General features: G+C 42.9%; 30 protein-coding genes. 20 read left to right on the top strand and 10 right to left on the bottom strand.

The features are described from left to right. Positions 1 to 15: 15 nt before the first annotated feature. The 3 genes from V1225_RS10550 to V1225_RS10540 all read right to left on the bottom strand — a co-directional run bounded on the left by V1225_RS10550 (position 16) and on the right by V1225_RS10540 (position 4,675). Positions 16 to 1,998: a S9 family peptidase gene (locus V1225_RS10550; RefSeq protein WP_161909506.1), complete on the bottom strand. Its 1,983-nt coding sequence runs from the start codon at positions 1,996 to 1,998 to the stop codon at positions 16 to 18. After that, positions 1,985 to 4,033 (bottom strand): Sapep family Mn(2+)-dependent dipeptidase, encoded by a 2,049-nt coding sequence (locus tag V1225_RS10545; RefSeq protein ID WP_251614621.1) that lies wholly within the window; start codon positions 4,031 to 4,033, stop codon positions 1,985 to 1,987. Before V1225_RS10545 ends, V1225_RS10550 begins: the two co-directional genes overlap by 14 nt. A 69-nt stretch (positions 4,034 to 4,102) precedes the next feature. Further along, positions 4,103 to 4,675, bottom strand: a complete 573-nt coding sequence (locus tag V1225_RS10540; protein ID WP_160202358.1) for an XRE family transcriptional regulator — start codon at positions 4,673 to 4,675, stop codon at positions 4,103 to 4,105. 232 nt (positions 4,676 to 4,907) lie between these two features. Between V1225_RS10540 and V1225_RS10535 the strand changes: the two genes are divergently transcribed. The 7 genes from V1225_RS10535 to V1225_RS10505 all read left to right on the top strand — a co-directional run bounded on the left by V1225_RS10535 (position 4,908) and on the right by V1225_RS10505 (position 12,951). Beyond that, positions 4,908 to 6,194 carry a Xaa-Pro peptidase family protein gene (locus V1225_RS10535; RefSeq protein WP_160202357.1) on the top strand — a complete coding sequence of 429 codons (1,287 nt, stop codon included), beginning with the start codon at positions 4,908 to 4,910 and terminating at the stop codon, positions 6,192 to 6,194. Next, positions 6,191 to 7,351, top strand: coding sequence for an aminotransferase class V-fold PLP-dependent enzyme (locus V1225_RS10530; RefSeq protein ID WP_160202356.1), 1,161 nt, complete (start codon positions 6,191 to 6,193; stop codon positions 7,349 to 7,351). The genes V1225_RS10535 and V1225_RS10530 overlap by 4 nt, the downstream gene beginning before the upstream one ends. A gap of 52 nt (positions 7,352 to 7,403) precedes the next feature. After that, positions 7,404 to 8,792, top strand: a complete 1,389-nt coding sequence (locus V1225_RS10525) for a glycoside-pentoside-hexuronide (GPH):cation symporter (protein WP_160202355.1) — start codon at positions 7,404 to 7,406, stop codon at positions 8,790 to 8,792. 24 nt (positions 8,793 to 8,816) lie between these two features. Beyond that, positions 8,817 to 9,272: a RidA family protein gene (locus V1225_RS10520; protein ID WP_160202354.1), complete on the top strand. Its 456-nt coding sequence runs from the start codon at positions 8,817 to 8,819 to the stop codon at positions 9,270 to 9,272. A gap of 13 nt (positions 9,273 to 9,285) precedes the next feature. Continuing rightward, on the top strand, positions 9,286 to 10,887 hold the full coding sequence (locus tag V1225_RS10515) for a PDZ domain-containing protein (protein WP_160202353.1): 1,602 nt from the start codon (positions 9,286 to 9,288) through the stop codon (positions 10,885 to 10,887). 69 nt (positions 10,888 to 10,956) lie between these two features. Beyond that, a complete protein-coding gene (locus V1225_RS10510) occupies positions 10,957 to 11,928 on the top strand; it encodes an ornithine cyclodeaminase family protein (RefSeq protein ID WP_338546384.1) in 972 nt (323 codons plus the stop codon). Then, positions 11,929 to 12,951, top strand: a complete 1,023-nt coding sequence (locus V1225_RS10505) for a proline racemase family protein (protein WP_338546382.1) — start codon at positions 11,929 to 11,931, stop codon at positions 12,949 to 12,951. Positions 12,952 to 13,019: 68 nt separating this feature from the next. On the opposite strand, the gene recN is transcribed toward V1225_RS10505, so the two are convergent. Together recN and V1225_RS10495 are read right to left on the bottom strand one after the other, a co-directional pair. Beyond that, on the bottom strand, positions 13,020 to 14,648 hold the full coding sequence (gene recN / locus V1225_RS10500; RefSeq protein WP_338546380.1) for a DNA repair protein RecN: 1,629 nt from the start codon (positions 14,646 to 14,648) through the stop codon (positions 13,020 to 13,022). Then, positions 14,645 to 15,112, bottom strand: coding sequence for an arginine repressor (locus V1225_RS10495; RefSeq protein WP_160201318.1), 468 nt, complete (start codon positions 15,110 to 15,112; stop codon positions 14,645 to 14,647). Before V1225_RS10495 ends, recN begins: the two co-directional genes overlap by 4 nt. Positions 15,113 to 15,280: 168 nt before the next feature. On the opposite strand from V1225_RS10495, the gene ruvC reads away from it, so the two are divergent. The 4 genes from ruvC to queA are packed head-to-tail and all read left to right on the top strand — an operon-like array spanning position 15,281 to position 18,557. After that, positions 15,281 to 15,784, top strand: coding sequence for a crossover junction endodeoxyribonuclease RuvC (gene ruvC, locus V1225_RS10490; RefSeq protein WP_338546379.1), 504 nt, complete (start codon positions 15,281 to 15,283; stop codon positions 15,782 to 15,784). Positions 15,785 to 15,793: 9 nt separating this feature from the next. Beyond that, on the top strand, positions 15,794 to 16,390 hold the full coding sequence (ruvA, locus tag V1225_RS10485; RefSeq protein WP_160201320.1) for a Holliday junction branch migration protein RuvA: 597 nt from the start codon (positions 15,794 to 15,796) through the stop codon (positions 16,388 to 16,390). A gap of 39 nt (positions 16,391 to 16,429) precedes the next feature. Beyond that, on the top strand, positions 16,430 to 17,497 hold the full coding sequence (gene ruvB, locus V1225_RS10480; protein WP_338546378.1) for a Holliday junction branch migration DNA helicase RuvB: 1,068 nt from the start codon (positions 16,430 to 16,432) through the stop codon (positions 17,495 to 17,497). 16 nt (positions 17,498 to 17,513) lie between these two features. Further along, the gene (gene queA, locus V1225_RS10475) at positions 17,514 to 18,557 is read left to right on the top strand and encodes a tRNA preQ1(34) S-adenosylmethionine ribosyltransferase-isomerase QueA (RefSeq protein ID WP_338546376.1); all 1,044 of its coding nucleotides are present in this window, start codon (positions 17,514 to 17,516) and stop codon (positions 18,555 to 18,557) included. Positions 18,558 to 18,624: 67 nt separating this feature from the next. Here the strand turns inward: queA and V1225_RS10470 are convergent, their stop codons facing one another. After that, the gene (locus tag V1225_RS10470; protein WP_338546374.1) at positions 18,625 to 19,137 is read right to left on the bottom strand and encodes a ferritin; all 513 of its coding nucleotides are present in this window, start codon (positions 19,135 to 19,137) and stop codon (positions 18,625 to 18,627) included. Between the two features lie 141 nt (positions 19,138 to 19,278). Here V1225_RS10470 and tgt point away from each other — a divergent pair, with 141 nt between their 5' ends. The 8 genes from tgt (at position 19,279) to V1225_RS10430 (ending at position 24,336) form a co-directional block, all read left to right on the top strand. Continuing rightward, complete coding sequence (gene tgt, locus V1225_RS10465; protein WP_338546371.1) at positions 19,279 to 20,400, top strand: tRNA guanosine(34) transglycosylase Tgt; 1,122 nt, start codon at positions 19,279 to 19,281, stop codon at positions 20,398 to 20,400. Further along, a complete protein-coding gene (rlmD, locus tag V1225_RS10460) occupies positions 20,387 to 21,556 on the top strand; it encodes a 23S rRNA (uracil(1939)-C(5))-methyltransferase RlmD (protein WP_338546370.1) in 1,170 nt (389 codons plus the stop codon). Before tgt ends, rlmD begins: the two co-directional genes overlap by 14 nt. 13 nt (positions 21,557 to 21,569) lie before the next feature. After that, a complete protein-coding gene (gene rhuM / locus V1225_RS10455) occupies positions 21,570 to 21,932 on the top strand; it encodes a RhuM family protein (RefSeq protein ID WP_338546368.1) in 363 nt (120 codons plus the stop codon). Between the two features lie 42 nt (positions 21,933 to 21,974). Continuing rightward, on the top strand, positions 21,975 to 22,493 hold the full coding sequence (gene rhuM, locus V1225_RS10450; RefSeq protein ID WP_338546367.1) for a RhuM family protein: 519 nt from the start codon (positions 21,975 to 21,977) through the stop codon (positions 22,491 to 22,493). 102 nt (positions 22,494 to 22,595) lie between these two features. Then, entirely contained in the window at positions 22,596 to 22,724 is a 129-nt protein-coding gene (locus tag V1225_RS10445) for a hypothetical protein (RefSeq protein ID WP_338546366.1), read from the top strand. Positions 22,725 to 22,734: 10 nt separating this feature from the next. Beyond that, entirely contained in the window at positions 22,735 to 23,349 is a 615-nt protein-coding gene (locus V1225_RS10440; protein ID WP_338546364.1) for a hypothetical protein, read from the top strand. 85 nt (positions 23,350 to 23,434) lie between these two features. After that, positions 23,435 to 23,638, top strand: coding sequence for a hypothetical protein (locus tag V1225_RS10435; RefSeq protein WP_338546362.1), 204 nt, complete (start codon positions 23,435 to 23,437; stop codon positions 23,636 to 23,638). Further along, on the top strand, positions 23,638 to 24,336 hold the full coding sequence (locus V1225_RS10430) for a hypothetical protein (protein ID WP_338546360.1): 699 nt from the start codon (positions 23,638 to 23,640) through the stop codon (positions 24,334 to 24,336). Before V1225_RS10435 ends, V1225_RS10430 begins: the two co-directional genes overlap by 1 nt. Before the next feature lie 89 nt (positions 24,337 to 24,425). Here V1225_RS10430 and V1225_RS10425 read toward each other — a convergent pair whose 3' ends face one another. The 4 genes from V1225_RS10425 to V1225_RS10410 form a co-directional block, all read right to left on the bottom strand. Next, complete coding sequence (locus V1225_RS10425) at positions 24,426 to 24,704, bottom strand: integrase core domain-containing protein (protein WP_338546359.1); 279 nt, start codon at positions 24,702 to 24,704, stop codon at positions 24,426 to 24,428. Positions 24,705 to 24,840: 136 nt separating this feature from the next. Further along, a complete protein-coding gene (locus V1225_RS10420) occupies positions 24,841 to 25,065 on the bottom strand; it encodes a hypothetical protein (RefSeq protein WP_338546358.1) in 225 nt (74 codons plus the stop codon). A gap of 383 nt (positions 25,066 to 25,448) precedes the next feature. Then, positions 25,449 to 25,781: a type II toxin-antitoxin system RelE/ParE family toxin gene (locus V1225_RS10415; protein WP_338546357.1), complete on the bottom strand. Its 333-nt coding sequence runs from the start codon at positions 25,779 to 25,781 to the stop codon at positions 25,449 to 25,451. Continuing rightward, a complete protein-coding gene (locus V1225_RS10410) occupies positions 25,778 to 26,080 on the bottom strand; it encodes a type II toxin-antitoxin system RelB/DinJ family antitoxin (RefSeq protein WP_161908431.1) in 303 nt (100 codons plus the stop codon). Before V1225_RS10410 ends, V1225_RS10415 begins: the two co-directional genes overlap by 4 nt. A 352-nt stretch (positions 26,081 to 26,432) precedes the next feature. Here V1225_RS10410 and V1225_RS10405 point away from each other — a divergent pair, with 352 nt between their 5' ends. After that, entirely contained in the window at positions 26,433 to 26,984 is a 552-nt protein-coding gene (locus tag V1225_RS10405) for a hypothetical protein (RefSeq protein ID WP_338546356.1), read from the top strand. Positions 26,985 to 26,992: the final 8 nt, after the last annotated feature.

The raw sequence follows: 26,992 nt of genomic DNA, 5'->3' as shown, positions 1-26,992 counted from the left end.
GAACCGTTTTGAACTTCAAAGGTATTTGCGAAACCAAGATACCATTTCATTATAGTAGCTTTGTAGCATGGCAGGATCCTCTGGCTGAGAATGTCCGGTATTCGGATATAAAACCAGCTTAGTCGGTAGATTAGGATGTGTGTCACGGATAGCCGTATATAGCTGCTTTGCAGCTTCCACAGGTGTTCTGCAGTCATCGGAACCGTGGAGTATCAGAAATGGACGGTCGATGTTTTCTGCGTAAGATACCACAGATTTTTTTAGATTTTCCATCATAAACTGTGGGAAAGAATCGAAGCCTGCGCTGCTTCCGGTTTCATCAGAGCTGGCATACATAATCTGATCGTTAGCAAGACTTCGCTGGGAAATATATGCTTTGAAGCGTTTAGAATGAGCAGCGATGTAGTTGGTCATATAGCCACCATAGCTACCGCCAGTAACGCCTAGGCGGTTTTCGTCAATCCAAGGAAATCTGCGAATAGCTTCATCTACAAATTGCAGGCAGTCATAATAAGGCTCTGTACGTCTGCCATCTCCCATATTCTGGTGCTTCCAGCCGTAGCCGCTGCTACCTCTTGGATTACAGCAAATGACGCCAAAACCTTCTGCAGCAAAGGCCTGGTGTTCTAAAGTCAGAGCATAGGTGTAAAATGGGTGAGGACCACCGTGGATATAGAGGATTACCGGATACTTTTTTCCTTCTTCCATATTGTGAGGCGGCAGAACCCAGCCGTGAACAGTACTGCAGCCATCTAAAGTAGGAACAGAAAAGTCCGTTGGCTGGCTGAGAGAAACATCCTGTAAAAACTCCTCTGCTGACTGAACGACCTTTTTAATGATACATCCTTCATCGATATCCACAAGGGCATAGGCTTCCGCTAACGTATCCTCACATACGCTGACCAGCACCTTTCCATCTTGAATTTTGCTGAGACCATGATAAGTGTGTTTTCCTCTGTTAATGGGCTGTGCATGACCGCCAGTGCTTTCGTCTAAAGGTAAGCGAAACAGCCCGCCTTGTCCTTGCCAGCCGCTGTGAAAGAGAACAAAGGTGCCGTCACTGCTTATTTGTAGTTTATCAAGTCCCATTCCGGAGCCTGCGTTATATGGAAATTGGACGCACTGGTAACAGTTTTCATCTGGGAAAAAGATCTGCTGACTGCTTGAACCGTCTGCTGCAATTTTGTACAGATAAGTCTCCGGAAATGTACCGGTGCTGATAGTCTTTGCATACTTCGCATCCATGACGCCTGCGATGATAAACTGTCCGTCAGGGGTGCAGACTGGGCGTAGTGGATTTGGATAGGAGACCATCCAAAGATTCCTGGTAAGCTGCAGGACTTCCCCGGTTAAGGTATCAATTTTCAAAAGGTCGTAGCCAAGATATTCTTCACTGTTTCTGAAACGGTTGCTAATACAGATGATTTGCTTGCTGTCGGGGAGCCAGTTATGATGGAGATAATCATAGCTGCCAGTGGTAATCTGCACAGGCTGCGTGCTGCCGTCAGATGGCACGATGAAAAGATGAGTGGCATTATCCGGTGTGCGAAAACCTAGACCGTCAAATTTATATCCGAGATTTTCAATCACAATAGGTGCATTACGATCAGGCACATCGCTAGAACTTTTGCTAATGCTTGAGGCAAAAAGGATTTTGCTCCCATCGGGGGACCATATAGGATCAGAGATCGGTGTATTTGAATGCACGATGGTAGTTAGCACAGCACTCTGCAGGTCATAAATTACAACACAGAATTGACCGCTCTGATACGACAGAAACAAAAGTTTGGTGCCGTCAGGGGAAAATACAGGGCGGCGTTCACCTGTACCACCGCCGGAAATAAGGCGCAGTTCTCCGTTAGAAAAGTCTTTCAGAATAATACCGTTTTCTGTAGAACTATAGGCAATTAAGTTCTTGGCGGCAAGATAATCTCCGCCAGTAAGTCTTTCAATAGTTTCGCAATCTTCAAATTTGGGAAGTCTTTTATGCTTTATCATGAGTTTCTCCTTTCAGATATTTTGTGAACCAGCTAATGAGTTCTTCACAGTATTTTTCTTTGCAGTTAGGATCTTCAGCAAGCTTATCATCGCCTGTCGGGAAAACAACCATGCGTATTTCCGACTGGGGCTGCCGCTCCTTGATAGAAGTAAAAAGCTGCTCTGCCTGTTCAAATCCGTAGATTTCATCGCGAAATCCGTGAAGCAGCAGAAGTGGCGTATGGATGTCGTCACAATGATAGACCACACTATCTTTTGTCAGATCGCCTAGATAATCCATCATGGAAAAATTGCCTGAGAGTACTTTTTGGGAAAGGGCAATACCTTTACAGGTTCCATAGGCTGTTGCCGGATTGGTAAGTCCGCTAATAATGGTACCTGCAGCAAAGCAGTTTTTTCTGGCAAGAAGGTGTCCGGCAATAAAGCCGCCGTAGCCGATACCGGAAACTGCAACAGGCAGTGCGGAGAGGGTATCATCTGCCAGAATATCTGTCAGCACTTTTTCTACTGTTTCCAGATTTTCAGCAGTTTCTCCATTCTTGTCTACAATAATAGGAATGATGGCAATTCCTGCCGCAGAAAGCTGCTGGAATAAAGGGCTGGCATCCTTAGAGTCTGCTTGCTGAAGCCATAGAACCGTTCCATAAACTTTGTCCTTCGGCAAAATAATGGTAGGTTTTCCGCAGAGTCGGATGATTGCCTGTGCGAAAATATTACAACTCATAAGGAGTGTTGAGATTTCCGCAAATTCATCTGCACCATGCATATGATTGTCAACGCCACCAAAGGCACAGCCAAAAGCGACAGCATTTTCAATTCCGTGGGCGTAAGTACCGCCGCCAATAGCAAGACACTGACCTCTGCGACCGCTGCAGTTTTCGTAGCAGTCGAGTAGGGTGTTGATAAACGGCGTATTGTCAGGAACTGCATGGGGAGCAACGAAGTCTTCTTCATAAGAAAAACCTGCAGCAGAAATGGCGTCGCTTGCAGCTTGTAGCTTTTCCCGGCTGCCGCAAACCGGAACTCTGCTGTCAAAGCTTGCAGAAAGAGCATAACCGTTATAATCCAGTACAGTCAGGCTCAGAGTCAGCTCTCCGGATACTTCATCCGCTAGATTAAGATTTAAGCCTTGACCATGATGCGCGCCGTGAGGAAAGAGCGCGCACAGCTTCTTGATTTCCTTACAGTCTGTACATTCTGAAAGAAGCTGCAGCAAAGCAGTAATCGGATTCACAGAAGCCTCAGGAGATGCGGCATGACCGGAGACACCATGGACAGTAAGTTTACAACCTTTGTCTGTCGGGGTAAGACTGTAGGTAATCTGATTGGAGGAGGCGGTCTGCACCAGCTTCGCTTCATCAATATTTTGAAGGACAGCCCAGGCTGAATCCGGAATAATATTGGTCGTATGGCCGCCGTGGACTTCCAGTATTTGTTGATGAACAAAGTGTCCTGTGATTTTGCCGTTTAATCTGCCTTTTTCCACGTTAATAACAGGGTAGACTGCGTCAGGAGAAAAACTCATAGCGGCAGGTCTGGTTTTACTGAAGTAGTGTAGAAGATCGCTGCTTCCGGACTCTTCATCCGTTCCAAGCACCAGGCGGACGCCGTTTCGCAGTGGAATTTGCAGATCCTTAATTGCTCGCAGTGCATAAAGTGCAGCCAGCGCAGGACCTTTGTCATCGGCAGTGCCTCTGCCGTAAATTTTTCCATCAGATACCTTCATGGTGTAAGGTTCCGTTACTTCCCAGCCTTCACCAGGTGCAACCACATCTAAATGTGCCAGAATGTCCAGAATGCGTCTGCCCGACTCAATTTGGACGATGCCAACGTAGTTTTCCCAGTTTTCTGTGTACAGGTTGTATTTTTCTGCGATAGAAAGACTTTGGGACAGGGCTTCTGCAGTATGTCTGCCATAGGGGCAGCCGTCTGATGGTTCTGCCTTAACGCTGGGAATCGCGACCAAGGTAGCTAGATCTTCTAAAAATTCGTCTTTGTGCGCTTCAAAATAAGCGGCTAGTTCTTTTTCATACATTACTAATACCTCTTTTCTTAAAAAAAGCGTGTAAGCAGAGTGCACACACGCAGAAATCAGACTATGAAATTATTTTTTTGCATGATATGGGTAATTCACCAGAATGAACTTTACATTACGGCTGGTTTCGTTATACCACATATGCTTCTTTGTGGATGGAAAATGGGCAGTATCCTCAGGATGTAGATCGTATCTGACATTATCAATTTCCAGTGTAAGGATTCCTTCCAGAACGTAGATAAATTCTTCGCCTTCGTGAGTAACAGGAAGCACCTTTTCCTCAGATTCGCCCGGAAGAAGAGTGTACATACGCGCGAGCATTTTCTTGTCATATCCAAAGGCGGAAAGATCGGTCTGAATCTGATTCTTGGCACTAATCTGCGGTGTATGACGGCTGTAACTTCTCAGAACATAATCATCCTTCGGCTGACTGGTTGCTAGAGATTCCATAATAATTTCCCGAGAATCGATGCTCAGTGCTTCAGCCAGCTCCAGAAGTGCGTCTACTGAGATGGTACTAATCCCACGTTCAAATTGAGAAAGAAAGCTGACGGAGAGTCCGCTTTTTTCACTGAGTTCTTTTAAAGTTAAATTTTGCTCAGTTCTGATTTTCTTTACATATTCACCTATGTTTGTAGACATAATGCTGATTGTCCTTTCATTGCTGTGTTTTATTTCTGTCTTCAGTATAGATGAATTTTCTATTTTTGTCAACTTGAATTATTTTAATATGAAATATATTGCGGGTAAATTTTGCGTATTTGCAAAAAATGTCGTAAAAATTATTTTATTGTGAAAATATAACTTGACAATTTCACGAAAGAGGAATATCTTATAAGAAAGAAAATACTTTTAACGCAGAAAGGATTTTAAAATGTATCAGAAAGAAGCTAGAAAGAGAAGAGAGAAAATTGCTGAAAAGCTAATAGACGGTCAGCTGCTGCTTTCTTTTGGTGGCAATGATGAGCTTGGAGTCGTTGGAATACCGCAAAGAGAGAAGACGGATAAGAATTTCTATTATTTGACAGGAATGAGCATTGCTGAAGGACTTTTGATGCTGGTAAAAGCACATGGTATGCTGCAGGAGTACCTTTTTGTAAAAAGAAGAACTGCAAATGAAGAATTTTATTTGGGACGAAGTCTTGATCCTACATACTACAGAGAAAAGACGGGAATCCAGGCAGTCATGTATATGGAGGATTTTGAAGATGTATTAGAATCGCTGGCTACCTGGACGAAGTTAGAGAAGGTCTATTTTTGCTCCAGCTTCGATGGATTTACCAAATATACCAGATATGAAAATATCTTGGCTGACAGAATTACCAGAGCATATCCGGGTGTTCAAATCGGAAGTTTAAGCAAGGAACTTGACTTTATGCGCCTGCGCAAAAGTTCACTGGAGGCTGCACAGATTCAGAAAGCCATCGATATTACAGAAGAGGCGCTGGCTGTGGCAGCAAAACAGTTAAAACCAGGAATCAGAGGTTATCAGATGCAGAGTATTCTCGAGCACGAAATTAAGATGCGGGGCGGCAGCGGAGATATCGTACAGGCCTTAATTGGAAAGGAAACCACTATCATGCATAATTTCTATGCCAATGAAGCTACTGCAAAGGATGGCGATTTATTTCTTGCGGATATTGCTACCTTCTATAACGATTATTGCTGTGATATTTCCAGAACCTATCCGGTAAACGGAACTTTTACTGATGAACAGGCTCATTGGTACAATGTGGTGCTCAAAACGCAGGAAATGACCATTGCCAGTATGAAACCTGGAAAAACCAGACAGGAGTGCGGACAGGAAGCTAATGCCTACTTCACAGAAGAGTTGCGTAAAGGTGGATATCTGAAGGATGGAGAAAGCATTGGAACTCTGCTCAGTGAATTTAGAATCAACTATGTAACCCCTGGAATGGTAAATCATGGAATTGGACTTTCCTGCCATGAAGAACGCGAAGATGAGGAGGGTAGGCTTGTTCCTGGTATGATTGTTGCCGTAGAGCCGGGCGTGTATTTTGGAGATAAGGATTTAGGCATCCGTATTGAGGATGATGTGCTGATTACAGAAACTGGCTGCGAAGTACTGAGCAGCAATATTCCGAAAACCATTGATGAAATTGAAGCAATGATGAAAAATAACACAATAGAAGAGTTATGATTGAAACGAGGTATTACAAGGAATATGACTATCTAAATAACATTACATATTTAGATGTGGCATCCATGGGGCTTCCGCCGAAGAGAACCCTGGATTATTGCAGGTCTTTTGCGGATGAATTTGCAAAAAGCTTTGGAAGAGTTAGCCTTGACGGAGTTTATGCACGTCAGAGGCTAAAGGTGCAGGCAGAGGTTGCAAGGCTGCTTCATACAGATTCGGATAATATCATGTTTACAGTGAATACGACACAGGGAACATCGCTGCTTGCGAAGTCGCTGGATTTGCAGCCGGAAGATGAAGTGATTTCAACAGCTATTGAATATCCAACTATTCTACTGGGATGGGGTCAGAGACAGGCAGAAGGTATTAGACTTAAGCTTATCAAAACGCAAAACGGAACGTTCTCGGCAGAAGATATCCTAAGCGAGATGACAGAGCGAACGAGAGTTGTGCATCTTTCTCTGGTACATAATCACACCGGATTCATGCCGGATATCGAAAGAATTGGAACAATTTGCAGGGAGAGAGAGATTATTTTTGCCGTAGATGCCATTCAGGCACTGGGCAGAGTACCGGTCGATGTTGAAAGAATGAACATCGACTATCTAAGCACAGCTGCATTTAAGGGTATGCTGGGGCTTCTCGGTACGGGTTTTGTATATTGCTGCCCGAAGTTGCAGCCAATGCTGAAGCCGGAGGTATACTCAGACTACAACATTATGTATGACGAAGAAACCATGACGAACATGATGCAGATACCGGTGCTTCCCTATAGACAAGGCTTAGAAGGCATACAGGGAGGATCGCTCTCCTCTTATGGCATTACAGCTATGGGAAAGAGCATAGAGCTGCTTCTTGAAATCGGTATTGATAGGATTTACACTCACTGTCTGAAGCTGGAGAACTTATTTCGCAAAGAACTTTCTCCGTTAGAAGATAAAATGAAAATCTTGGGGAGCAAAGACTGCAAACACTGGTCCGGTGTCATCTGCCTGAAATTTGATAAGAACAGAACGAAGCAGTTAAAGAACGCCTTTGCTGATAAAAAAATCTATGCACACATCAGAGAAGGGTATTTACGTATTTCTTTTCATTATTACAACAGCCAGGAACAAGCGCTTCTAGCAGCACAGACTTTGGCAGATGTACTGAAATAGTATTGTTATCAATTATTTCTAATTATAAATTTTATCTAAGAAAGGAAAAAAAATGAACACACAAGACACAAACCGTAAATTGCCTATGCGGGTAAAACTGGGCTATGCGGCAGCTTCGACAGCGCCGACAATTCAGATGTTAATTCAAATGTATTTTCTGGTATTCTTCTATGTCAGTGTACTGGGCTTGTCCGGCGGTGTAGCAGGGACAATCATCCTGATTGCAAGAGTTTGGGATTTTATCAACGATCCATTGATGGGCACGCTGATAGAAAAGTCGAACAAGCCGGGTGGAACCTGTTTGTGGTGGATGAAGCGGGCGATGATTCCAATCGCAATTTTTATGGTACTATGTTATTCTGCACCAAATCTATCCTATACCATGAAAGTAGTTTGGGCGGCAGCAACTTTTATTTGCCTTGGCATGTCACAGACCGCTTATTCTATTCCGATGAGTGCGCTGCAGCCGAAGCTGACAACAGACAGAGCGGAAAGAGTAAAGTTGGGTACATATTCAGGCGTTTTCGGTAACATTTTAAATGCAGTCGTGCCGGCGGTTACAATGCCCCTTGTTGCAGTGCTGTCCACTTCAAATCCGGCAACTGCTTTTACCAAACTGGCGGCAATCTATGCATGTGTATATCTGTTAATGGGATTGATTGGAATTATTGGCTGTAAAGGTTATGAAGATAATGACTATGATACGGAAAAAGGAGAAAGTGCACCTGCACCGACTGTAAAGGAGATGTTCTCTGCGCTGGTACAGAACAAGATATCCGGCATTGTATTTCTGATTCAGGTCGTTAAGATGCTGTTCTCATCTTTACAAGGTTCCATGTTGTTATACTTCTGTACTTATCACCTAGGAGATGGAAACATTATGTCTGTCACAACTTCTGTCGGCGTGTTTTTCACCATCGGTGCGACGCTCCTTTTAGTTCCGCTTCATAAGAAGCTTGGTAATGCGGGCACGGGTGCTTTGGGTGCTGCAATTGATGTTGCGGCAATGCTGTTCATGGTGATTATTCATGTTTCAAATCCAAAGATATACATTTGTGGTGCACTTATCGCTGTTGCAGGCGCTTCACTGGCTACCAATATTCTGACGCAGTGTCTGATGGATTCTCTAGATTATGGAGAGTGGAAAACGGGAAGAAAAAATACAGCTGTAGTAATGAGTGCATATGGGATTGGAACAAAGATTGGTTTAGCATTTGGCGGGTCCATTGCAGCCTATGTCATCGGTCTGATTGGGTTCGACCCTAATGCAGCTACACAGCCGGCAAATATTGTCAATATTTTCTTCCATATGACGATTACCTCAGAAGCGGTCATCTATGGAATTGCGTTGCTGCTGTTCCTGTATCTGATGAGAGTTGAGAAAAGGCTGCCAATGATGCGTGCAGAAATTGCAGCAAGAAAAGAAAAGCAGGTTCAGTAAGAGTTAGAAAGGAATTCTGGAGAAATGGAAATTGAAAGAAAGATAGAACAGGCAGGCATTAAGCTTCCGGAGACTTCTAAATCTGATATGATATTTGTTCCTGTGAGACAGGTTGGAAATTGTCTGTTTACATCAGGGCAGATTCCTTTTGCGAACGGTAAACCAGTTGCAACAGGAAAGGTAGGAGATGAGGTATCGCTTGAGGAGGCACAAGAAGCTGCCAGATGCTGTACCGTTAATATGCTTGGTGCGATGAAAGCTTATCTGGGAGATTTAGACAAAGTGAAGCGTATTGTAAAAATACAGGTGTATGTGAGCAGCAAGACAGGGTTTTCTGAGCAGCATATCGTCGCAAATGCAGCTTCACAGCTTTTGTATGACATCTTTGGAGAGCTTGGAAAGCATGTAAGAACTGCAGTGGGCGTAAATCAGCTTCCGATGGATGTTCCTGTGGAAGTAGAAGCCATTGTAGAAATCTAAAAGGAGTATGAATATGGAGAATTTATCAAAGGTTCATGTAAAAATAAAGCCATTCTTGTCAGAAAATGTTGTCACATCTGTGGAAACAACTGTTGTTATGGAATCAGCCTCCTATAAAAAGGGCGACATTTTCGATGTGCATCCGGTATTTTATGCCGGGTGCGCGATGACGGGATATGGAACAGAGGATTTTCAGCTACAGGATGATACAGGAAGCTTTGGATTTACCTGTGAAGATGGTATGGGTGATTTTGGTCCGCAGCGTTCATATTACTTTGATAGAGATGTTTCAGGCAGACTCGTAATAACATATCGTGCGAAAACTTTGGAAAAGAATCCAAAGAAAGCTGATCCTGGGTTCTCACTGTTTCAGACATATGGTGGATATACTGCATCAGGGCTTGCATTTTTGGTGCTGCCGATGAATGGAAAGTTTGAATTTTCTATAGAACACGATTTATCATCATTTTCTTCAAAGGCCGAGGCTGTCTGCAGCTATGGAAAAGGAAGTTTTTCAAAATGCTGTGAGGCAAAGGAACTGAAAGAAACCTTTTATATGGCAGGCAACCTGAAAGAGTTTCATAGGGAAGGAAGTAAGCTGCATATCATATGGCTTGCAGATGAAATTCGGATGATTGATGATTTTTGCAAAAGTATGGCGGAACTTTTCGATCATACAGAAAAAATGTTCCATGATGAGGATATTCCTTATTATATTTTCCTGTATCCTACGCCTAGAACTGTTGCAACCGGAACAGGACTGACCAGATGCTGCTCCTTTGGATTCGGTGATCAGTTAATCAATCAAATCGAAGAAGCCGAACCGATTATTGCGCATGAGTTAGTACATAATTGGCTGATTGTCAGCGCTGATAGAGAAGAAGAAATTTCTCTTTTCGCAGAGGGTACAGCAGAATTTTACAGCTGCTATATTCTTTTCTTGCTGGGAAAAATTGACTCAGATGGATATGTCGATATGATTAATGAAAAACTTCGTGCATATTATGTAAATCCATATAGCAAAGGGGATTTTGCCAGTGCATTCAGAAAATCATGGACCCATAGTTATGCACAGAGAGTGACATATGGCAGAGGTGTACTGGCATTGATTGAGCTAGATGCTTTGTTAAATCGTTGCACAGAAGGAAAAGTGAGAATGTATAATTTGATGGTTGAACTCCTGGACGGGGCAAAGGAAGGTATTCCGATGACTTGGAACAGATTTGTTGAGCTTGCGGATTTATACACTGCTGGAAAGGCTTCTTTGCGGCTTACGGAACTTATGGAGGAAGGTATTACTGCTCCGGCAGCGGACTTTTTCGGACCGGAATATACCATAGAGAAAGTTGCCGTGCCAGTCATGGATAATGGCTTTGATGATACGGTACGGTATTCTCAGGATCAAGTTGTAACAGGCGTAAAACCGGGATCTAATGCTGAAAAAGCAGGGCTAAAAAATGGAGATGTAATTCTAAAAGCGTCTTCTGAATGGGATGTCGTAGACGATGAAACCATGCATTTAGTCTATCAGGTGCGTCGTGGTGAGACGGAACTTACGATTGAATATTTACCAAGAGGCGAAAATGTACCGTGCTGGCAATATGTAAAATGTTAAACTGGAGGAGACTGCGTTACAGTCTCCTTTTAAATAATAGATAGTTAAAGTGTTTAGGAGGAAACAGAAATGAAAATCATCAATCAAAATGATATTGATAAAATCGTGGAGCCAAAGGAAATGGTAGAAGTCGTGGCGAAAGCCTTTGGTATCTATGGAAAAGGAGAATTTGCCATGCCGGAGAGGTATGGCTTTGAAGAAGGTGGCATGACGTTTTTGTACATGCCGTGCTTTACAGAGCATGCCTGCGGCACTAAAATGCTGGCGCTGGTACCGGAAAACAGGGAGCGCAGACTGCCGTCCATCGACGGTGTGGTGGTGTTAAACGACAGAACCACAGGACAGAGCAAGGCGCTGCTTGATGCAAAGAGAGTCACATCTTGGCGTACCGGCGCAACCGGCGCACTGGCAGCTAGAGAGCTGTCCAATGAAAATGCAGCATCCGTAGGGATTGTGGGCTGCGGTGTGCAGGGTTTTTCCCAGGGCGTGTGCATTTCAGCTGTGAGAAATATCAAAAAGATTTGCTTGTTTGACCCGTTCAAGCCGGAAGATGCACTGAAACAGTATGCCGAGGATTTACAGAAAGCAGCCATTGGCAATCCCGAAATGATCATCTGCAAAAGCGCAGAAGAATTGCTTTCCGGCTCTGATATCGTAGTTACGACAACCTTTGCGACAGAGCCGGTATTGCCTGAGGAGCCGGAGCTCTTAAAGGGAAAATGCTACATTGCAGTAGGTTCCTACAAACCATATATGAAAGAACTGCCGGACAGCCTCTTTGAAATTACCGAGGATGTGTATGTGGATTTGCCGTATGCCTGCGAAGAAAGCGGAGACTTATCGACAAGAATTGAAAAGGGACTTCTTGATGAGAAAAATGTAAAATGCTTACATAACGTGTTAGATGGAAACCAGCCAAAACCTGCATCAGATACGGTAGTCTTTAAAACCGTAGGCATGGCGCTGGTGGATCTTGCAGCCGCAGAATACATCTGTGAAACAGCAGAGAAGGAAAACATCGGAGTGGAGGTCGAATTCTAAATGAGGACACTGGAGTATCTGGATTTTCATGTAGCAGGAGAGCCCTTTCGACTTATCACAAGAGGCTTTCCTGAGATCATCGGCAGCACCATGGCAGAAAAGCGTCATTATGCCACAGCACATCTTGACAATCTCAGAAAGATAGCGCTCCTTGAGCCACGTGGACACGATGACATGTACGGCGGTTTCCTCACGCCTCCTGTCAATGAGGAGAGCGACCTGGGCGTCGTCTTTATCCATGGAACTGGCATGAGCACCATGTGCGGTCACGGCGCCATTGCCATGGCAAGAGCTGCTTGCGAACTAGGAATCGCGACCTTAAAAGAAGGGATGAATACGGTGACATTAGACGCACCTTCAGGCAGCGTGCAGCTTGCAGTACAGACAGAAGGAGGGAAAATCAGCGACATAGCGCTGAAAAACGACCTTTCCTTTGCATATGCCCTGGATGAATTGGTGCAGACACCGTCCTATGGAAAAGTCAACGTAGATGTAGGCTATGGCGGCGCCTTTATGGTCTTTGCAGACATCGGGCAGTTTGGAATCGAATTAGAAGCAGAAAACATTCAGGCGATGCTGGATATCGCCATGGAATGCGGACGCTGCGCCATCGATCAGCTTGCAATGGTACATCCAGAAAATCCGGCGCTGAACGCAAAGGAAAACGGCATCTGCATGATACTCTTTGCAGAAGATGGGGAGAGCGAAAGAGTAATCAGCACGAGAACCTTTACGGTATTTGGAAAGAGACAGTTTGACCGCTCACCTACAGGAACCGGAACTTCAGCGCTGGCAGCGGTACTTCATGGAAAAGGGAGACTGCATGAGGGGAAGAAACTTGAAAACCGGGGGATTTCCGGTATACCGTTTATTGTGACGATCGAAGAGACAGAAAGAGGGCAGGTGATACCGACCATTCACAGCAGGGCCTACCTAATGGGGAAGGGAAGCATTCTGCTGGAAGAGGATGATCCGCTGCAACAGGGATTTTCAATGAAAACAGGTAATGAGGTAGAAATATAATCATACAAAAATGCGGCAGTTTCAAAAATCTTGAGACTGCCGCGTTTTTTAAAATATGATTTAGATTCTTAGATTTTTTGTTTAGTCAGTTCCATCAACTCCACTGCGCTTTTTCTGGTGGTTTCGGTAATGTTTTCACCGCCCAAAAGTCTTGCAATTTCATCGATGGTCTCTGTATCGGAGAGCTTTTCGACAGTAGTAAAGGTGTTGCTGTCGGTTTCTTCTTTATAGATACGATAGTGCGTATCTCCGCTTGCAGCAATCTGCGGCAGGTGGGTGATACAGATAATTTGATGATTTTTTGCAATCTGGTGAAGCTTGCGTCCAACGATACTTGCAGTAATTCCACTGATACCGGCGTCGATTTCATCGAAAATCATAGTTGGAATATTGTCATAGGTGCCGGTAATATTTTTGATTGCCAGCATGATTCTTGAAATTTCACCACCGGATGCGATTTTTACCAGAGGCTTCAGCGGTTCGCCTTTGTTTGTAGAAATCAGGAATTCCACATCATCGTTTCCATCAGGACCGAAGGTTTCAGAACACTGGAAGTCGATGGAGAGCTTGGCGCTGCCGAAATTCAAATCGTGAAGTTCACTTTCGATAGCGTTTTCCAGTTCTTTTGCACTGGCTTTACGAACTTCGGTAAGCTGCGCAGCTTTTTCGGACAGGGCCTTGTATGCTGCATCTGTTTCGGCTTGAAGCTGCGCTTTTACGTCATCAAAATTCTCAATCTGTTTTAGTTCTTCAGAAATAGTGTCGTAATATGTTAAAATCTCCTCAATGGTGGAGCCGTATTTTTTCTTGAGACCGTCGATTTGGGAGATTCTTGTGATAGAATCATCCAGCTCCTCAGGGGAGAAAGTGACGTCATCACGAATTCTACGAAGTTCGGAAGAAAGGTCTTCCAGGCGATAATAGATGTCTGCGAACTCTTCTGTCAAAGTTTGAATTTCCTTGGAATATTCGCTGATACTCTGAAGTGCATGAAGTCCGGTACCCATAGAAGAGAGCACATCGCGGTCGCCATCGCTGAGAAGTCCGTAAGCGGTTTCAATGGCATCAAAGATTTTTTCACTGTTTTGCAGGATAGAAATTCTCTCTGATAGGCTTTCGTCTTCGCCAGGTGTTAGATGGGCATTTTCGATTTCACTCTGTTCAAAACGATAAAAATCCAGTTTTTTCAGGTTGTCCTGTTCTGCAGAAAGCAGCTTGGTCAGTCGTGATTTTGTGTCTTGATAGGAAGCGTAGGCGACCTGATAGGCTTCTTTTATTGGAGTGATTTGTTCACCATGGAAGCTGTCTACCAGCCTGATGTGGTTATCGGGGTTGAGCAGGGACTGATTGTCGTACTGACCGTGGATATCAGCAAGACGGCGGCAGATTTCGGAAAGTTCTCCCAAAGTGACCAGCTGTCCGTTGAGTTTGCATAGATTCTTACCGGCAGCAGATACTTCTCTGGTGATGACGATGTCTTCTCCGTATAGTTCGCCAGCAAGCTGTACAACGGCTTTTTGTGCACCATGACGGACAAAAGCAGAATCAGCCCTGCTTCCGAGAGCAAGGCTAATTGCTTCTATTACAATGGATTTACCGCTGCCGGTTTCTCCTGTAATGATATTCAGTCCTTCTTCAAAATCGATTTCTGTATTTTCTATAATTGCGAAATTTTGAATACTGATGTGATTGATCATTGTCCTTTAGACCTCATAATTAGCATATCGTTGAAAATAGAGAGAATCTCTTCCACGTGTTCTTCTTTGTCGATGACCATCAGCAGGGTATTGTCACCAGCTACAGAACCGACAACATGAGGAAGCCCGATGCAGTCAACCGCTTCACCAGCAGCAGGTCCGCAGCCGGATAACGTCTTAATGACAATTAAGTTCTGTGCTGAAGCAAAAGATGTGATAGTTTCTCTGAAAATTTTTACAAAGCGATCGGAAATAGGCGCATCCTGGCGTGCGCTGACGGCATATTTGTATTTGCCGCTGCCGGAAAGCACTTTAATCAGCTGAAGTTCCTTGATATCTCGAGATATCGTAGCCTGTGTTACTTCAAAACCTTCTTCCTTCAACATAGATGCCAGTTTATCCTGAGTTTCGATCTCGTTATTTGCAATGAGTTCCAAAATCTTGTTTTGTCTTGAATAACGCATAATAATCTCCTTTTTGTTCAGAATCCTATTCCTAATCGTATTATAACAGATTTTTTTCGGAAAAGAAAGTCGTATTATTTGAAGAAATTAAAGGGAATCCCGTAGACAAACGTATGTTCTTATGCTATAATAAATAAAATAGATTGATTCAACTGAGGAAATAAGGCTATGAGAATTTTAGGAATTGACCCTGGTTACGCGATTTTAGGCTGGGGTGTTTTAGATATGAAAGGCAATCATTTTTCTGTTGTGAATTACGGCGCGGTAACCACAGATGCTAAGATGGAAATGCCTCTGCGTCTGCAGCATTTATATACGCAACTATCTGCAATCATAGCAGAATACAAGCCAGAGGTAGCATCGATAGAAGAACTTTTTTTCAATAATAATGCTAAGACAGCTATTATGGTGGGACAAGCCAGAGGCGTTGCAGTCCTTGCCTGTGTTAATGGAGGTCTTGAGATTAATGAATACACGCCGCTGCAGATTAAGCAGGCTTTGGTAGGTTATGGAAGGGCAGACAAGAAACAAGTACAGGCTATGGTTAAGGCGATTTTGAACCTAAAGGAAGTACCGAAGCCCGACGATACGGCAGATGCGGTGGCTGCGGCAATTTGTCATGGTCATGCAGCCGGCAACAGAGTTAGAAATTTTAAATTGAGTGGGAGATAAGGAGAATCCATGATTAGATTTATAAAAGGTATATTTCATCCGGGACTGAACAGTTCAGTTATCATAGAGTCTGCCAGCGGTCTTGGTTTTGAGGTGAGCATTCCAGCAAACTCCGTATTATATAAGCATACAGAGGGAGAGCAGGTGAAGGTGTTTACTTCCATGATTGTGAAGGAAGATGATGTTAGTCTTTACGGCTTTTCCGATAAGGAGAGTCTGGAGCTTTTTGAACTTTTGATTACGGTAAACGGCGTGGGAGCAAAGGCAGGGATGGCGCTGATGAGTGCACTGCCGCCGTCGGAACTTAGGCGGGCTATTGCCTCTGGTGATGTCAAGGCGATTTCGTCTGCAAATGGTGTGGGCAAGAAGACTGCAGAACGCTTGATTCTGGAACTAAAGGATAAGGTTGGAACCTTTGAGGACGACGCAGCCATGGCTGCAGGAGATGTGTATGTGCCTGTTACTGACGAGAGAAGTGAGGCTATTGCTGCGCTGGTTGCACTGGGATACAGCAAGAATGAGGCGATGGAAGCGATCGGCAAGGTGAAAGAAAATGATCTGACCTGCGAGGATTATATCAAACATGCGCTGAAGTATTTGTTTTAACGGATAAAATTAAGATAGATAAGGATAGATTGAGGCTAGATGATGGAAGAGAGAATTACCCAGTCGGGTGCAATGGGATTTATGGAAGAGCGGCAGGAGACAACCCTGCGTCCGCAGCATTTAGATGATTTTATCGGACAGAGGACTGCAAAAGAAAACTTAAAGATTTTTATTGAAGCAGCGAAACTGAGGGGAGAACCTCTAGACCATGTGCTGTTTTATGGTCCTCCAGGCCTGGGAAAGACAACGCTGGCGGGGATTATTGCCAATGAACTGGAAGTGGATATCAAGATTACCTCGGGGCCGGCTATTGAAAGAGCTGGAGATCTTGCTGCCATTTTAACGAATCTCAACGAGAACGATGTTTTATTTATTGACGAAATTCATAGATTGAACCGATCAGTAGAAGAAGTGCTTTATTCCGCTATGGAGGACTATGCTCTTGATATCATTATCGGAAAGGGTCCGTCAGCTCGTTCTATCAGACTGGATATTGCAAAGTTTACGCTGATTGGAGCCACAACCAGAGCGGGGAGTTTATCGGCGCCGCTGCGCGACAGATTTGGTGTCATCAGTAAGTTTGAACTTTACACCAACGACGAGCTGGCAGAGATTATTAAGCGTTCTGCGGGGCTTCTCGGTGTCGATACAGACGAAGCTTCGTTGCTAGAGATGGCAAGGTGTTCCAGGGGCACGCCCCGTGTTGCTAACCGTTTACTGAAACGAATCAGGGACTTCTCACAGGTGCGGGGACAGGGCATGATTACTGAGGAAATCACCCAGATGGCGCTGCAGGCGCTGGGGGTTGATAAGTTAGGACTAGAGCGTCTGGACAGGGAAATTCTGTCGGCTATCATCGAACGTTTTAACGGTGGTCCTGTAGGCATTGACACTATTGCGGCATCCATTGGTGAGGAACGAGTCACCATAGAAGATGCTTACGAGCCTTATTTGATTCAGTCAGGACTTTTGTACCGTACCCAGAAAGGCAGAATGGTATCTCAGCTGGGATATAAACACATGGGACTGGAATATCCGGGCGAGACATCTGAGAATGCTGCGAAAGGTGCAGATGAAGGCGAAGAATCTCAAGAAACTTTATTTTAAATGGAGCAGTTAGACCATGAGAATAGATGACTTTGATTATACCTTGCCGCAGGAGTTGATTGCGCAGAGACCTTCTGAGCAGCGAGATATCTGCAGGCTTATGGTATTAAATAGAGAAAAAGGGTCGATAGACCATAAACATTTTTATGATATCCTGGATTATTTGCAGCCAGGGGATTGTCTGGTTATGAATAACTCCAAAGTGCTTCCAGCAAGGCTCTTTGGAGAGAAAGCGGGAACTGGAGCAAAGATTGAATTTTTGCTGATTAAGCGTCTTGACGGTGACCGCTGGGAGACTATGGTAAAGCCGGGGAAACGGCTGAAGCCTGGTGACCGCGTTTCTTTTGGAGAAAATTTCAGTGCCAACATTCTGGATTATGGCGAAGACGGCACCCGTATTGTGGAGTTTTTTTATGAGGGCATTTTTATGGAGCGGCTTGAAGCACTGGGGAAAATGCCGCTGCCTCCATACATCGAACGAGAAAGTACAGCAGAAGACAGGGATATGTATCAGACAGTTTACTGTAAGGAAGAGGGGTCTGTAGCTGCGCCGACTGCTGGTCTGCATTTTACAGAAGAATTGCTTAAAAAAGCCGAAGCAAAGGGTGTTAGGCTGGCTTATGTGACCCTTCATGTAGGAATCGGCACTTTCAGACCAGTGAAGTGTGAGAATGTAGAAGATCATCACATGCACTTTGAGGAATATGAAGTAGATGAAGAAACTGCACAGACGATTAACGATACCATTCTGGCAGGGGGGCGAATTGTTTCTGTAGGTACAACCTCTACTAGAACCTTGGAAAGTGCTGCTTATATGGATGAAGCCAGCGGGAAGTTTTTAGTGAGGGCTGGGGCAGGAAGTACGGGTATTTTTATTTATCCTGGCTACCAGTTCAAGGTTGTTGAGGCATTGATCACGAATTTTCATCTGCCGAAGTCCACGCTGCTTATGCTGATTTCAGCGATGTATAATCGAGATCAGATTTTAAAAGCATATGAACTTGCTGTAACTGAAAAGTACCGTTTTTTTAGCTACGGCGATGCGATGCTGATAGAATAAATAATAAGACAAAGAAACCGCTTGCAGTGCGCATAAGTCGCATTTAAAGTGCAAGCGGTTTTTATCTTTATAAAGTAAGGGACGGTGCGCTGTAAGTGCGTGCTGCCATTTCCTGATCTAAAAGATACAGGCTCTTAGGATCGTTGCCGAACAGTTCCATTTTCTTAATCATGTCGTTTGCGTTGGTTTCTTCTTCACCCTGTTCTTTAACAAACCAGTCAAGGAACTGCATGGTGCGGAAATCTTTATTTTCGTAAGCTGCATCGTAAATGGTGTGAATCAGCTCAGTCACGTATTTCTCGTGCTTAAGACCTGCTGACAGCGGATCCATGTTGGTTTTAAGTTCCGCATCTGGCTTTGCGATAGAGTCTAAAGTAACTTTCAAGTCGTTGTTCTGCATGTACTGCATAAACAGCATAGCGTGATCGCGTTCCTCCTGCGCCTGAATCATGTACCAGTTGGCGAAGCCGTTTAAGCCCTGATCGTTATAAAAGTTAGAGAATTCCAGATACAAATAGGCTGAATAAAGTTCCTTGTTAATCTGGTCGTTTAAAAGATGTGCTACGTTTTCTTTAATCATGATAATTAGCTCCCTTCAATTGCATTTATTCTGCAATTATCATATCACTAAAAAATAAAAAATTCAAGCTATGGAAAAAGAAGAAAGTAGTGTATAATAGTAAAGAATTACTGCAACGAAAAGAAAGGAATTATATCAAATATGAAACATGCAGTTACTTATGAATTATTAAAGTCTGACTCGAGAACTAAGGCTCGAAGAGGGATTGTACATACGCCTCATGGAGATATACAGACTCCTGTTTTTATGCCGGTTGGCACCCAGGCAACGGTTAAGGCAATGCGTCCGGAGCAGGTTGCGGAAATGGGCGCGAACATTATTTTATCCAATACGTACCATCTCTATTTGCGCCCGGGGCATGATATTGTCAAAGAAGCGGGGGGGCTGCACAAGTTTATGAACTGGGACCGAGCGATTCTTACTGACAGCGGCGGTTTTCAGGTGTTTTCTCTGGGCAAGCTTCGGAAAATTACCGAAGAGGGTGTGAAATTTCAGAGTCATATTGATGGATCCCGCCATATGCTGACACCGGAAAAGGCAGTAGAAATTCAGAATGCCCTTGGATCTGATATTATGATGGCGTTCGACGAGTGTGCGCCTTACCCTGCGGATAGAACTTACGTAAAGAATTCTCTGGAACGAACTACCAGGTGGCTGAAGCGTTGTAAAGATGCTCATAAGGATATTGAAAGACAGTCTTTGTTTGGTATTATGCAGGGCGGCATGTATAAGGATTTGAGAAAACAAAGTGCGGAAGAAATCGTTGCGCTGGATTTGCCGGGTTATGCCATCGGCGGACTTTCCGTGGGGGAACCGAAGGAACTGATGCTTGACATTTTGGATGACTGTGTAGATTATTTACCGAAGGAAAAGGCCCGTTATCTCATGGGAGTAGGAACGCCGGACTATCTCTTTGAAGGGGTAGAACGAGGGGTCGACATGTTTGACTGTGTGCTTCCAACCAGAATTGCCCGTCATGGGCTTTGTATGACCAGTCATGGCAGAGTCAACATCAAAAATGCAAAATACGAGCGTGACTTTTCGCCGCTGGATGCGGAATGTGATTGTTATACTTGCCGCAACTATTCCAAAGCGTATCTGCGTCATTTATTTAAGGCGGATGAGATGCTTTCTGCGATGCTGCTGTCTAATCACAATATCCACTTTCTCTTGAAGATGATGGAAAATATTCGAACTGCTATCGAGGAGGATAGATTCTTAGAATACAAGAAGGAGTTTTACGATAAATATGGAAGATTTTAAAATATGTGTACACGATGAATTTTGCGGAGGCTGTATTTATCAGGGGATTCCTTATGAGCAGCAGCTTACACAAAAAGAAGAAGAGGTCAGAGGCTTTTTTGCAGATCGAGGTATTAAGCCAGAGCAATTTGATGCCATTGAAGGTTGCCCGGCAGATCATAAATATCGTTATAGGAACAAGATGGAGTACACCTTTGGAGATTTTGTAAAAGATGGACCGACCTGCCTCGGTATGCACAAGAAAAAGAATTTCATGTCTATCATCACTGTGGATCAATGCCAGCTTGTGGATGAGGACTTTAACAAGATTCTGAAGTTCAATCTGGAATTTGCCCAAGCTCACAATTATAAGCATTATAACAAAAAATCCCACAAGGGTCTTTTGCGCAATCTGGTGATTCGTAAAGGCATTCGCACTGGAGAGCTTTTGATCAATTTGGTGACGAGCAGGGAAGCGGGCTTTGACGAGGAAGATTATGTAAAGGGGCTGCAAGGACTGTCGCTACAAAATCAGATTGTCGGCATTTTGCGCACCCTAAACGACAACATTGCTGACAAGGTGACCTGCGAGGAACTGAAAATTCTTTGGGGCAGAGATTACTATATGGAAGAAATTCTGGGTCTAAAGTTTAAGGTCAGCGCTTTTTCATTTTTCCAAACCAATGTAGAGGCGGTGGAACGGCTGTATAGCGAGGCGCTGGCTTTGATTGACGACTTTTCGGGAAAGAAAGCCTTTGACCTATACTGCGGCACCGGTACCATCAGCCAGGTGTTGGCGTTGAAAGCCAAAGAGGTCACCGGCGTGGAACTGGTGGAGGAAGCCGTGGAGGCTGCCAAAGTCAACGCAGAGCTCAATGGGCTTTCTAATTGTAAGTTTATTGCCGGCGATGTATTCAATGTGCTCAGCAGTATCGATGAAAAGCCGGAAGTCATCGTGGTTGATCCGCCAAGGGTGGGCATGAGCATGGATGCAGTAGAAAAAATCATCAGCTATGGCGTGCCGCAGATTGTCTATATCAGCTGTAACCCAAAGAGTCTGGCGCTGAACCTGCAGCAGTTTGTTTATAACGGGTATGTGGTGAAGTATGCGAAGCCCTTTGATAATTTCCCTTGGACGAAACATACGGAATGTATTGTGATGCTGGAGCGGAAATAATGAGGAAACATTTGTGAAAAAGAAAAAAGATGAAATAGCCATCCGTTCTAGCGCAGCGGAATACTTAACTTATGTTGCCTCTGTTGGCGACCAGCAGAACAGCATTGAGATGCGCTATGAGGATGAGAATATATGGCTAACACAAAAGATGATGGCCACATTGTATGATGTGGATGTTCGTACAATCAATGAGCACATTAAAAAGATATATTCCGATTCTGAACTTGAGGAAGATGCAACTATCCGGAATTTCCGGATAGTTCAAACCGAAGGTTCCCGTCAGGTTACTCGTGATACGAAGCATTACAATCTTCAAATGATTATTGCAGTAGGTTTTAAGGTCAATTCTGAGCGTGCAGTTCAGTTTCGTAAATAGGTAAATCAGATTGCAAAGGACTACACTATCAAAGGCTGGGTCATGGATGATGAACGTCTGAAATATGACCGAACTGCGAAAACAACCAAACAGTTCTTTGCAAAGGTGCAGAATAAAATGCATTATGCGGTGCATGGACATACAGCAGCAGAGTTAATTTACGAGCGTGCAGATGCAGATAAGCCACACATGGGATTAACTACATGGGCAGTAGCACCGGAAGGAAAGATTGTAAAAAGTGATGTGAGCATTGCGAAGAATTATTTAAGCGAGCAGGAAATGCGTTCACTGGAGCGTATTGTATCAGCTTATCTGGATTTAGCGGAGGACCGTGCAGAACGCCATATTCCGATGACAATGGAGGACTGGGCGAAGCGACTGGATTTATTCCTGATGGCAGATGATAGAGAAGTTTTGCAGGATACAGGCAAAATCACAGCAGAAATTGCCAGGGCAAAGGCTGAAACAGAATTTGAAAAATACCGTGTCATTCAGGACCGATTGTTTATGTCCGACTTCGATAAATACATGCTGGAATTAGAGAAAAACGCAAAGAAATGATGTGCTGACTCCGGGGCGAGATGATGGCGCTAAAGCGGAAACATTTCTACGATGCCCAATTCCCTGAAATACCTATTACGGGTTGAGATGGTGGTTATTTCAATGCTGCCTATTGAAGAAAGTGCGAGTAGAATTCTCGCTGAAGGATATGGATCTATCTGGGTTCCGGAGCGGAAACGCATCGTTACTAAAATTGAAGAACTGCTGCCGCTGTGTGAGCGGCTGAAATGAGGTGAAAATTATGCCTGAATGGTTAGAAAGTCTAATCGTTGCCATTGGTGGTGGCACTGTTGTTTTGATTGGAGTATTGACTATTTTCAAAGGACTACTTATAAAACTTTTTGAAACAGGAATTGAGTCTTCGCTTGAGAAGAATCTTGAAAAATTCAAAAACAAGTTAGAGCGTTCGACAAAAGCTTATGAAATACTATTAAATCGTGAAATGAGATTCTATGAAAAATTAGAGCCTATAATCGCTGAGCTCGTCCCTCTGGAACATGACTTGCTTTATTATCTAAAATATGATGAGCATGCAGACCGAGAAAGACAATGTGAGGCGTTTAGAGAGCATTTTAAAAGATATTGCGAATTAACAAAACATTTGAAGAACGAGAATCTAATTCATCAATCATATATTCCACAGGAAGTTTTTAATGCCTTTACATCTGTTGTTAAACAAATGCAAGACGATATGCCTTTGTGGTCTGATATGGCAAAATTTTTGTTTGCCGGTGAATATGGTGAAAGCAATTATGAAAAATGTAAGATAACGGTTGATACACTTTTGAGGCAACTTGCGTTTGCAGAAACCATGGTTCGCAAGAGATTGAAACACCTTAGTGGTGATGAAAAATAGTAAATATTTTTTGGAATAACATTGTTGTTAAATTATGAAAACTATTATTCTGTTGCGAAAAATTGAAATGAGGTGAAATGAGATTATGAATATCAAAATTGGAAACAACAATAAGATTAGCAGCAGCACTATTGCCAATACTGTGAACGGCAACATGGAATTTCCCAAGAAAAGTTGGTACGAAAAGCATCCTATAATCGGTGGCATAATTGTCTCTGTTATTGCGGGTGTCATCCTCATCTTTTCCTTCTGGGCTGATATTGTCAAGTTCATTGAGGGGGTGTTATGATGGCAAAAAGTAAAATCATTAAAGATCTTGCGAACGGTTCGGTTGATACGATCACAGCGTTAAAGAGAACCAAGGTACTTGTTTCTGATTTGGAGAATACCGAAATTTTGAGATGGCTTGACCATGAAATTTCTGGATACCCAGAAGATGCAACCGTCCCCTCGTACAGAAAAGTTCATGGGAGTTTAAAGGGTTCCTATTTTAAAGGCTCAATGGCAAACCACATGAATTGGAACAATGTATCAATCCCTTTGGGGAAAATGCCAGATGATATTAAGGAGCTTCTTTTAAGTGTTGAGTTTCATGAGAGTGTTGAAGCATTGAAGAAGTTAGATGAGAAAAGCCAAGCGGTAGGAACTGAAATTTCTAAGACCATCCCTGCCGATTGTTTCTCCACTATTGCACAATTCAATAACGACCCGTACATGATAATCACATCGGCAAGGGTTATTGTCAGTGAGCATATTGTTAGCAACATTTTCTCAATGATTGAAAACAAACTCCTGGATATGCTTATGATTTTGGAAAAGGAATTTGGATGTTTAGATGAACTAGATATTGATACCACAGCAAAATCCGTAGAAGAAATCGAGGCGATAAATAGGAGAATCCTCGTTTTGTGTTATAACGATAACAGCATTTCTGTTGGAGATGGGAACAAAATCAAGGATTCAACCATCGCATCAGAAATTAAATAAATGATTAAGCCAAAAGGCACAAAGCAAAAGTAAAATAAAGGTTTGTATGTTACACCGAAAAAGTTAAACAAGTTGTCCTTAGGAGAAATCTACTTTAGTAGACGCATAGGAAAGTTGTTGTACTTTCGGTTATGGACTTTTAGCTGGGCGGCAAAGTCTGCAAAGGAGTAGAACGTATGGGTTGCATAGAAGTATTCGTTGTCTTTTCTATGTGAGGGTTCTACCTTTCCATTATGTCTTGGGGTAAAAGGTTTAATCAGCTTATGCTCGATACCCAGCCCTTTGAGTTTCTTCTCGAATTGGCTAAGATTATCTGCTCTTTTGCTGACAAATCGTTTGGTGGAGTTCTCGGATTCTGAAAATCTCATCTGCTATTTCATCCAGATTCTCTTTGCTATTGGTCTTTTGAATGAGTTCTTGCTGCAAGGTCGTCAGTTTCTCGTTAATACTGTCTATGGCAGTTGCCTGAGAAGCGCAGATAACTGTGGCAATGTTGAGTTGCCGTTACGTTTGATAGTTGTTTTTATCACCAAGCATTTGATTGACGGCTTTGACGACGGCGTCCTCAAGAATCAGCTTGTTGATGGTTCGGGCGTGGCATTTCAGTCCAGTGGATTCTTCTGAACATCTCACCGCAGTCTCCGCAAATGATAATTTGTGAGAAGCGTTGTTACAGCTGTAGCTGTGTTTCTTCCCGTTGGTGCTGGTCTTAACAATTTGTCTGCGCACCAATTCTCCTTGAACTCACATAAAGATTTCTTTCGGAATAATAGCTTCATGATTGTCTTCTACATAGTATTGCTGAACAGAACCGTTATTCTTAGCTCCGATTTTGTTAAGAAAGTCTATGGTACAGGTTTTTTGAAGTAAGACATTACCGATGTGTTTTTCATTTCGGGAATCTTATTGATGGTGCTTGTATGTCATTTTTTTCCACCGGCACCGGTGAGAATACCATCTGTTTCAAGTCATGCATCTATTTATCCATGCTGTAAACTTCAATATTTATGGCAGATTTTTTTATAACTTCAGCTTGTTTCTGGTCAATGATAAAGTTTCTTGAAATTCTATTCAACATTTATTATGAATCAAAAAATTACTATTCTTTAAACTCATATTTTGTCTGACTGTGCAATAAATTCGATATCTCTTCCGCCATAGACAATACGGATAATTGTGACGCAAAGATGATCGGAATCAATGAGGTAAAAAACTATAAAGTTATCTATGGGTATTTTATGCATTTTCATGCTTTGCCAGGGTTCCCAGTCAACAATGGGAAATCTGGCGGGCATAAAATCAAGTGAACAGATTTGCTTTCGGATACGGTTCACTTGATTTTTTGCAGTATCTGGAACTAAAAGTTCAAATGCAATATAAGAATAAATATCTTTTAAGTCATCTGCTGCTTGTGGAGAGTAGATGACTTTGTACTGCTCGCTCATATACCAAACTCTTTCATCAGTTCGGCATCCACTTCATCAGCGGTAAGGCTGCCGGACTTTAAGGATTCGATGCCTTTCATAAGTTCAAGGTCGAGTTCCGCACGACTCATACCGTCAATAGAAGTTGGTTTTCTGGATGGTAACTGTAAATTCAAAGGCATTCCTCTTGTGAGAACAATTTGGCTGTAAAGCATTTGAATCGCGCTGGAAGGAGAAATTCCTAACTGCCGAAGAATATTTTCAGCGTTTTCTTTTAAATCAGTATCAATGCGGGCATAGACAGCTGTTGTGTTTGCCATAGTGATCACACTCCTTTGTCTATATTATATCAATGATTGCAGAAAAATACAAGTAAATGCAAGCAATACAAGCAATATTGCAAAGCATAAAGAGGATGAAAAGGAAAATAGCGACGATGCGAGTGAGTTGGAAATGCGCATTTGTCAGCACTATTATAACAAGAGAGGGTATTAATAGAATCTTTAACATCTGCTGCAATTGCAGCAGATAGACGAAAGGTGAATCTTGTGAAATTTTGAAGAATGTTATTGAAAGTATTCAATTTTGGAAATATAATAATGTTGTTGGTACAATACAAATATAAAAGCATAGATGATTGTATTCTTTGGTGTATAAGATGGAAAAGGGGATATGATTAAAAAATTACTATATGAATTTATCAGTATGGTTGAAGATGACCAGATTGAGATATATAATGAATCTAGTCTTCAGCATGAATTGGGGATTTTTTTAAGAAAACAGCTACAGGATTCTAGGGTGCAATTTGAACGCAATACAAAGTTCTTTGGGATAGCAGGAACTATTAAACATGAAATAGACATTGCAGTTTATAATGAAACAGAAAAATATGCGATTGAACTTAAATATCCGATGAATGGGCAATACCCGGAACAGATGTATTCCTTTATAAAGGATATTATCTTTATGGAACAACTGAAGGATAACGGATTTGATGCTACATACTCTCTTGTGATGGTAAACGATAAGAATTTCTATTCTGGGAGAAAAATAGATGGGATTTACGCATATTTTAGAGGTGCAGAAGTGCTGCAAGGCACAATCAAAAAGCCAACAGGCAAGAAATCTGAGTCCGTTACATTGAATAAGAAATATACTATTAAATGGGAAGGAAAGTCTGATTATTTGAAGTATTATATAGTAGACATTAACGAAGGAAAGTAGGCAGATAT

Source organism: Emergencia sp. JLR.KK010 (assembly GCF_037018265.1).
Lineage (GTDB): Bacteria > Bacillota > Clostridia > Peptostreptococcales > Anaerovoracaceae > Senimuribacter > Senimuribacter intestinalis.
The sequence above is the reverse complement of the archived record's forward strand: the minus strand, read 5'-3'. Positions and strand labels throughout refer to the sequence as shown.

Bases quoted from the DNA above. Each gene is read 5' to 3' on its own strand.
- V1225_RS10550 (WP_161909506.1), bottom strand. From the start codon at position 1,998: ATGATAAAGCATAAAAGACTTCCCAAATTTGAAGATTGCGAAACTATT.
- V1225_RS10545 (WP_251614621.1), bottom strand. From the start codon at position 4,033: ATGTATGAAAAAGAACTAGCCGCTTATTTTGAAGCGCACAAAGACGAA.
- V1225_RS10540 (WP_160202358.1), bottom strand. From the start codon at position 4,675: ATGTCTACAAACATAGGTGAATATGTAAAGAAAATCAGAACTGAGCAA.
- V1225_RS10535 (WP_160202357.1), top strand. From the start codon at position 4,908: ATGTATCAGAAAGAAGCTAGAAAGAGAAGAGAGAAAATTGCTGAAAAG.
- V1225_RS10530 (WP_160202356.1), top strand. From the start codon at position 6,191: ATGATTGAAACGAGGTATTACAAGGAATATGACTATCTAAATAACATT.
- V1225_RS10525 (WP_160202355.1), top strand. From the start codon at position 7,404: ATGAACACACAAGACACAAACCGTAAATTGCCTATGCGGGTAAAACTG.
- V1225_RS10520 (WP_160202354.1), top strand. From the start codon at position 8,817: ATGGAAATTGAAAGAAAGATAGAACAGGCAGGCATTAAGCTTCCGGAG.
- V1225_RS10515 (WP_160202353.1), top strand. From the start codon at position 9,286: ATGGAGAATTTATCAAAGGTTCATGTAAAAATAAAGCCATTCTTGTCA.
- V1225_RS10510 (WP_338546384.1), top strand. From the start codon at position 10,957: ATGAAAATCATCAATCAAAATGATATTGATAAAATCGTGGAGCCAAAG.
- V1225_RS10505 (WP_338546382.1), top strand. From the start codon at position 11,929: ATGAGGACACTGGAGTATCTGGATTTTCATGTAGCAGGAGAGCCCTTT.
- recN (WP_338546380.1), bottom strand. From the start codon at position 14,648: ATGATCAATCACATCAGTATTCAAAATTTCGCAATTATAGAAAATACA.
- V1225_RS10495 (WP_160201318.1), bottom strand. From the start codon at position 15,112: ATGCGTTATTCAAGACAAAACAAGATTTTGGAACTCATTGCAAATAAC.
- ruvC (WP_338546379.1), top strand. From the start codon at position 15,281: ATGAGAATTTTAGGAATTGACCCTGGTTACGCGATTTTAGGCTGGGGT.
- ruvA (WP_160201320.1), top strand. From the start codon at position 15,794: ATGATTAGATTTATAAAAGGTATATTTCATCCGGGACTGAACAGTTCA.
- ruvB (WP_338546378.1), top strand. From the start codon at position 16,430: ATGATGGAAGAGAGAATTACCCAGTCGGGTGCAATGGGATTTATGGAA.
- queA (WP_338546376.1), top strand. From the start codon at position 17,514: ATGAGAATAGATGACTTTGATTATACCTTGCCGCAGGAGTTGATTGCG.
- V1225_RS10470 (WP_338546374.1), bottom strand. From the start codon at position 19,137: ATGATTAAAGAAAACGTAGCACATCTTTTAAACGACCAGATTAACAAG.
- tgt (WP_338546371.1), top strand. From the start codon at position 19,279: ATGAAACATGCAGTTACTTATGAATTATTAAAGTCTGACTCGAGAACT.
- rlmD (WP_338546370.1), top strand. From the start codon at position 20,387: ATGGAAGATTTTAAAATATGTGTACACGATGAATTTTGCGGAGGCTGT.
- rhuM (WP_338546367.1), top strand. From the start codon at position 21,975: ATGGATGATGAACGTCTGAAATATGACCGAACTGCGAAAACAACCAAA.
- V1225_RS10445 (WP_338546366.1), top strand. From the start codon at position 22,596: ATGCTGCCTATTGAAGAAAGTGCGAGTAGAATTCTCGCTGAAGGATAT.
- V1225_RS10440 (WP_338546364.1), top strand. From the start codon at position 22,735: ATGCCTGAATGGTTAGAAAGTCTAATCGTTGCCATTGGTGGTGGCACT.
- V1225_RS10435 (WP_338546362.1), top strand. From the start codon at position 23,435: ATGAATATCAAAATTGGAAACAACAATAAGATTAGCAGCAGCACTATT.
- V1225_RS10430 (WP_338546360.1), top strand. From the start codon at position 23,638: ATGGCAAAAAGTAAAATCATTAAAGATCTTGCGAACGGTTCGGTTGAT.
- V1225_RS10425 (WP_338546359.1), bottom strand. From the start codon at position 24,704: ATGAGATTTTCAGAATCCGAGAACTCCACCAAACGATTTGTCAGCAAA.
- V1225_RS10415 (WP_338546357.1), bottom strand. From the start codon at position 25,781: ATGAGCGAGCAGTACAAAGTCATCTACTCTCCACAAGCAGCAGATGAC.
- V1225_RS10410 (WP_161908431.1), bottom strand. From the start codon at position 26,080: ATGGCAAACACAACAGCTGTCTATGCCCGCATTGATACTGATTTAAAA.
- V1225_RS10405 (WP_338546356.1), top strand. From the start codon at position 26,433: ATGATTAAAAAATTACTATATGAATTTATCAGTATGGTTGAAGATGAC.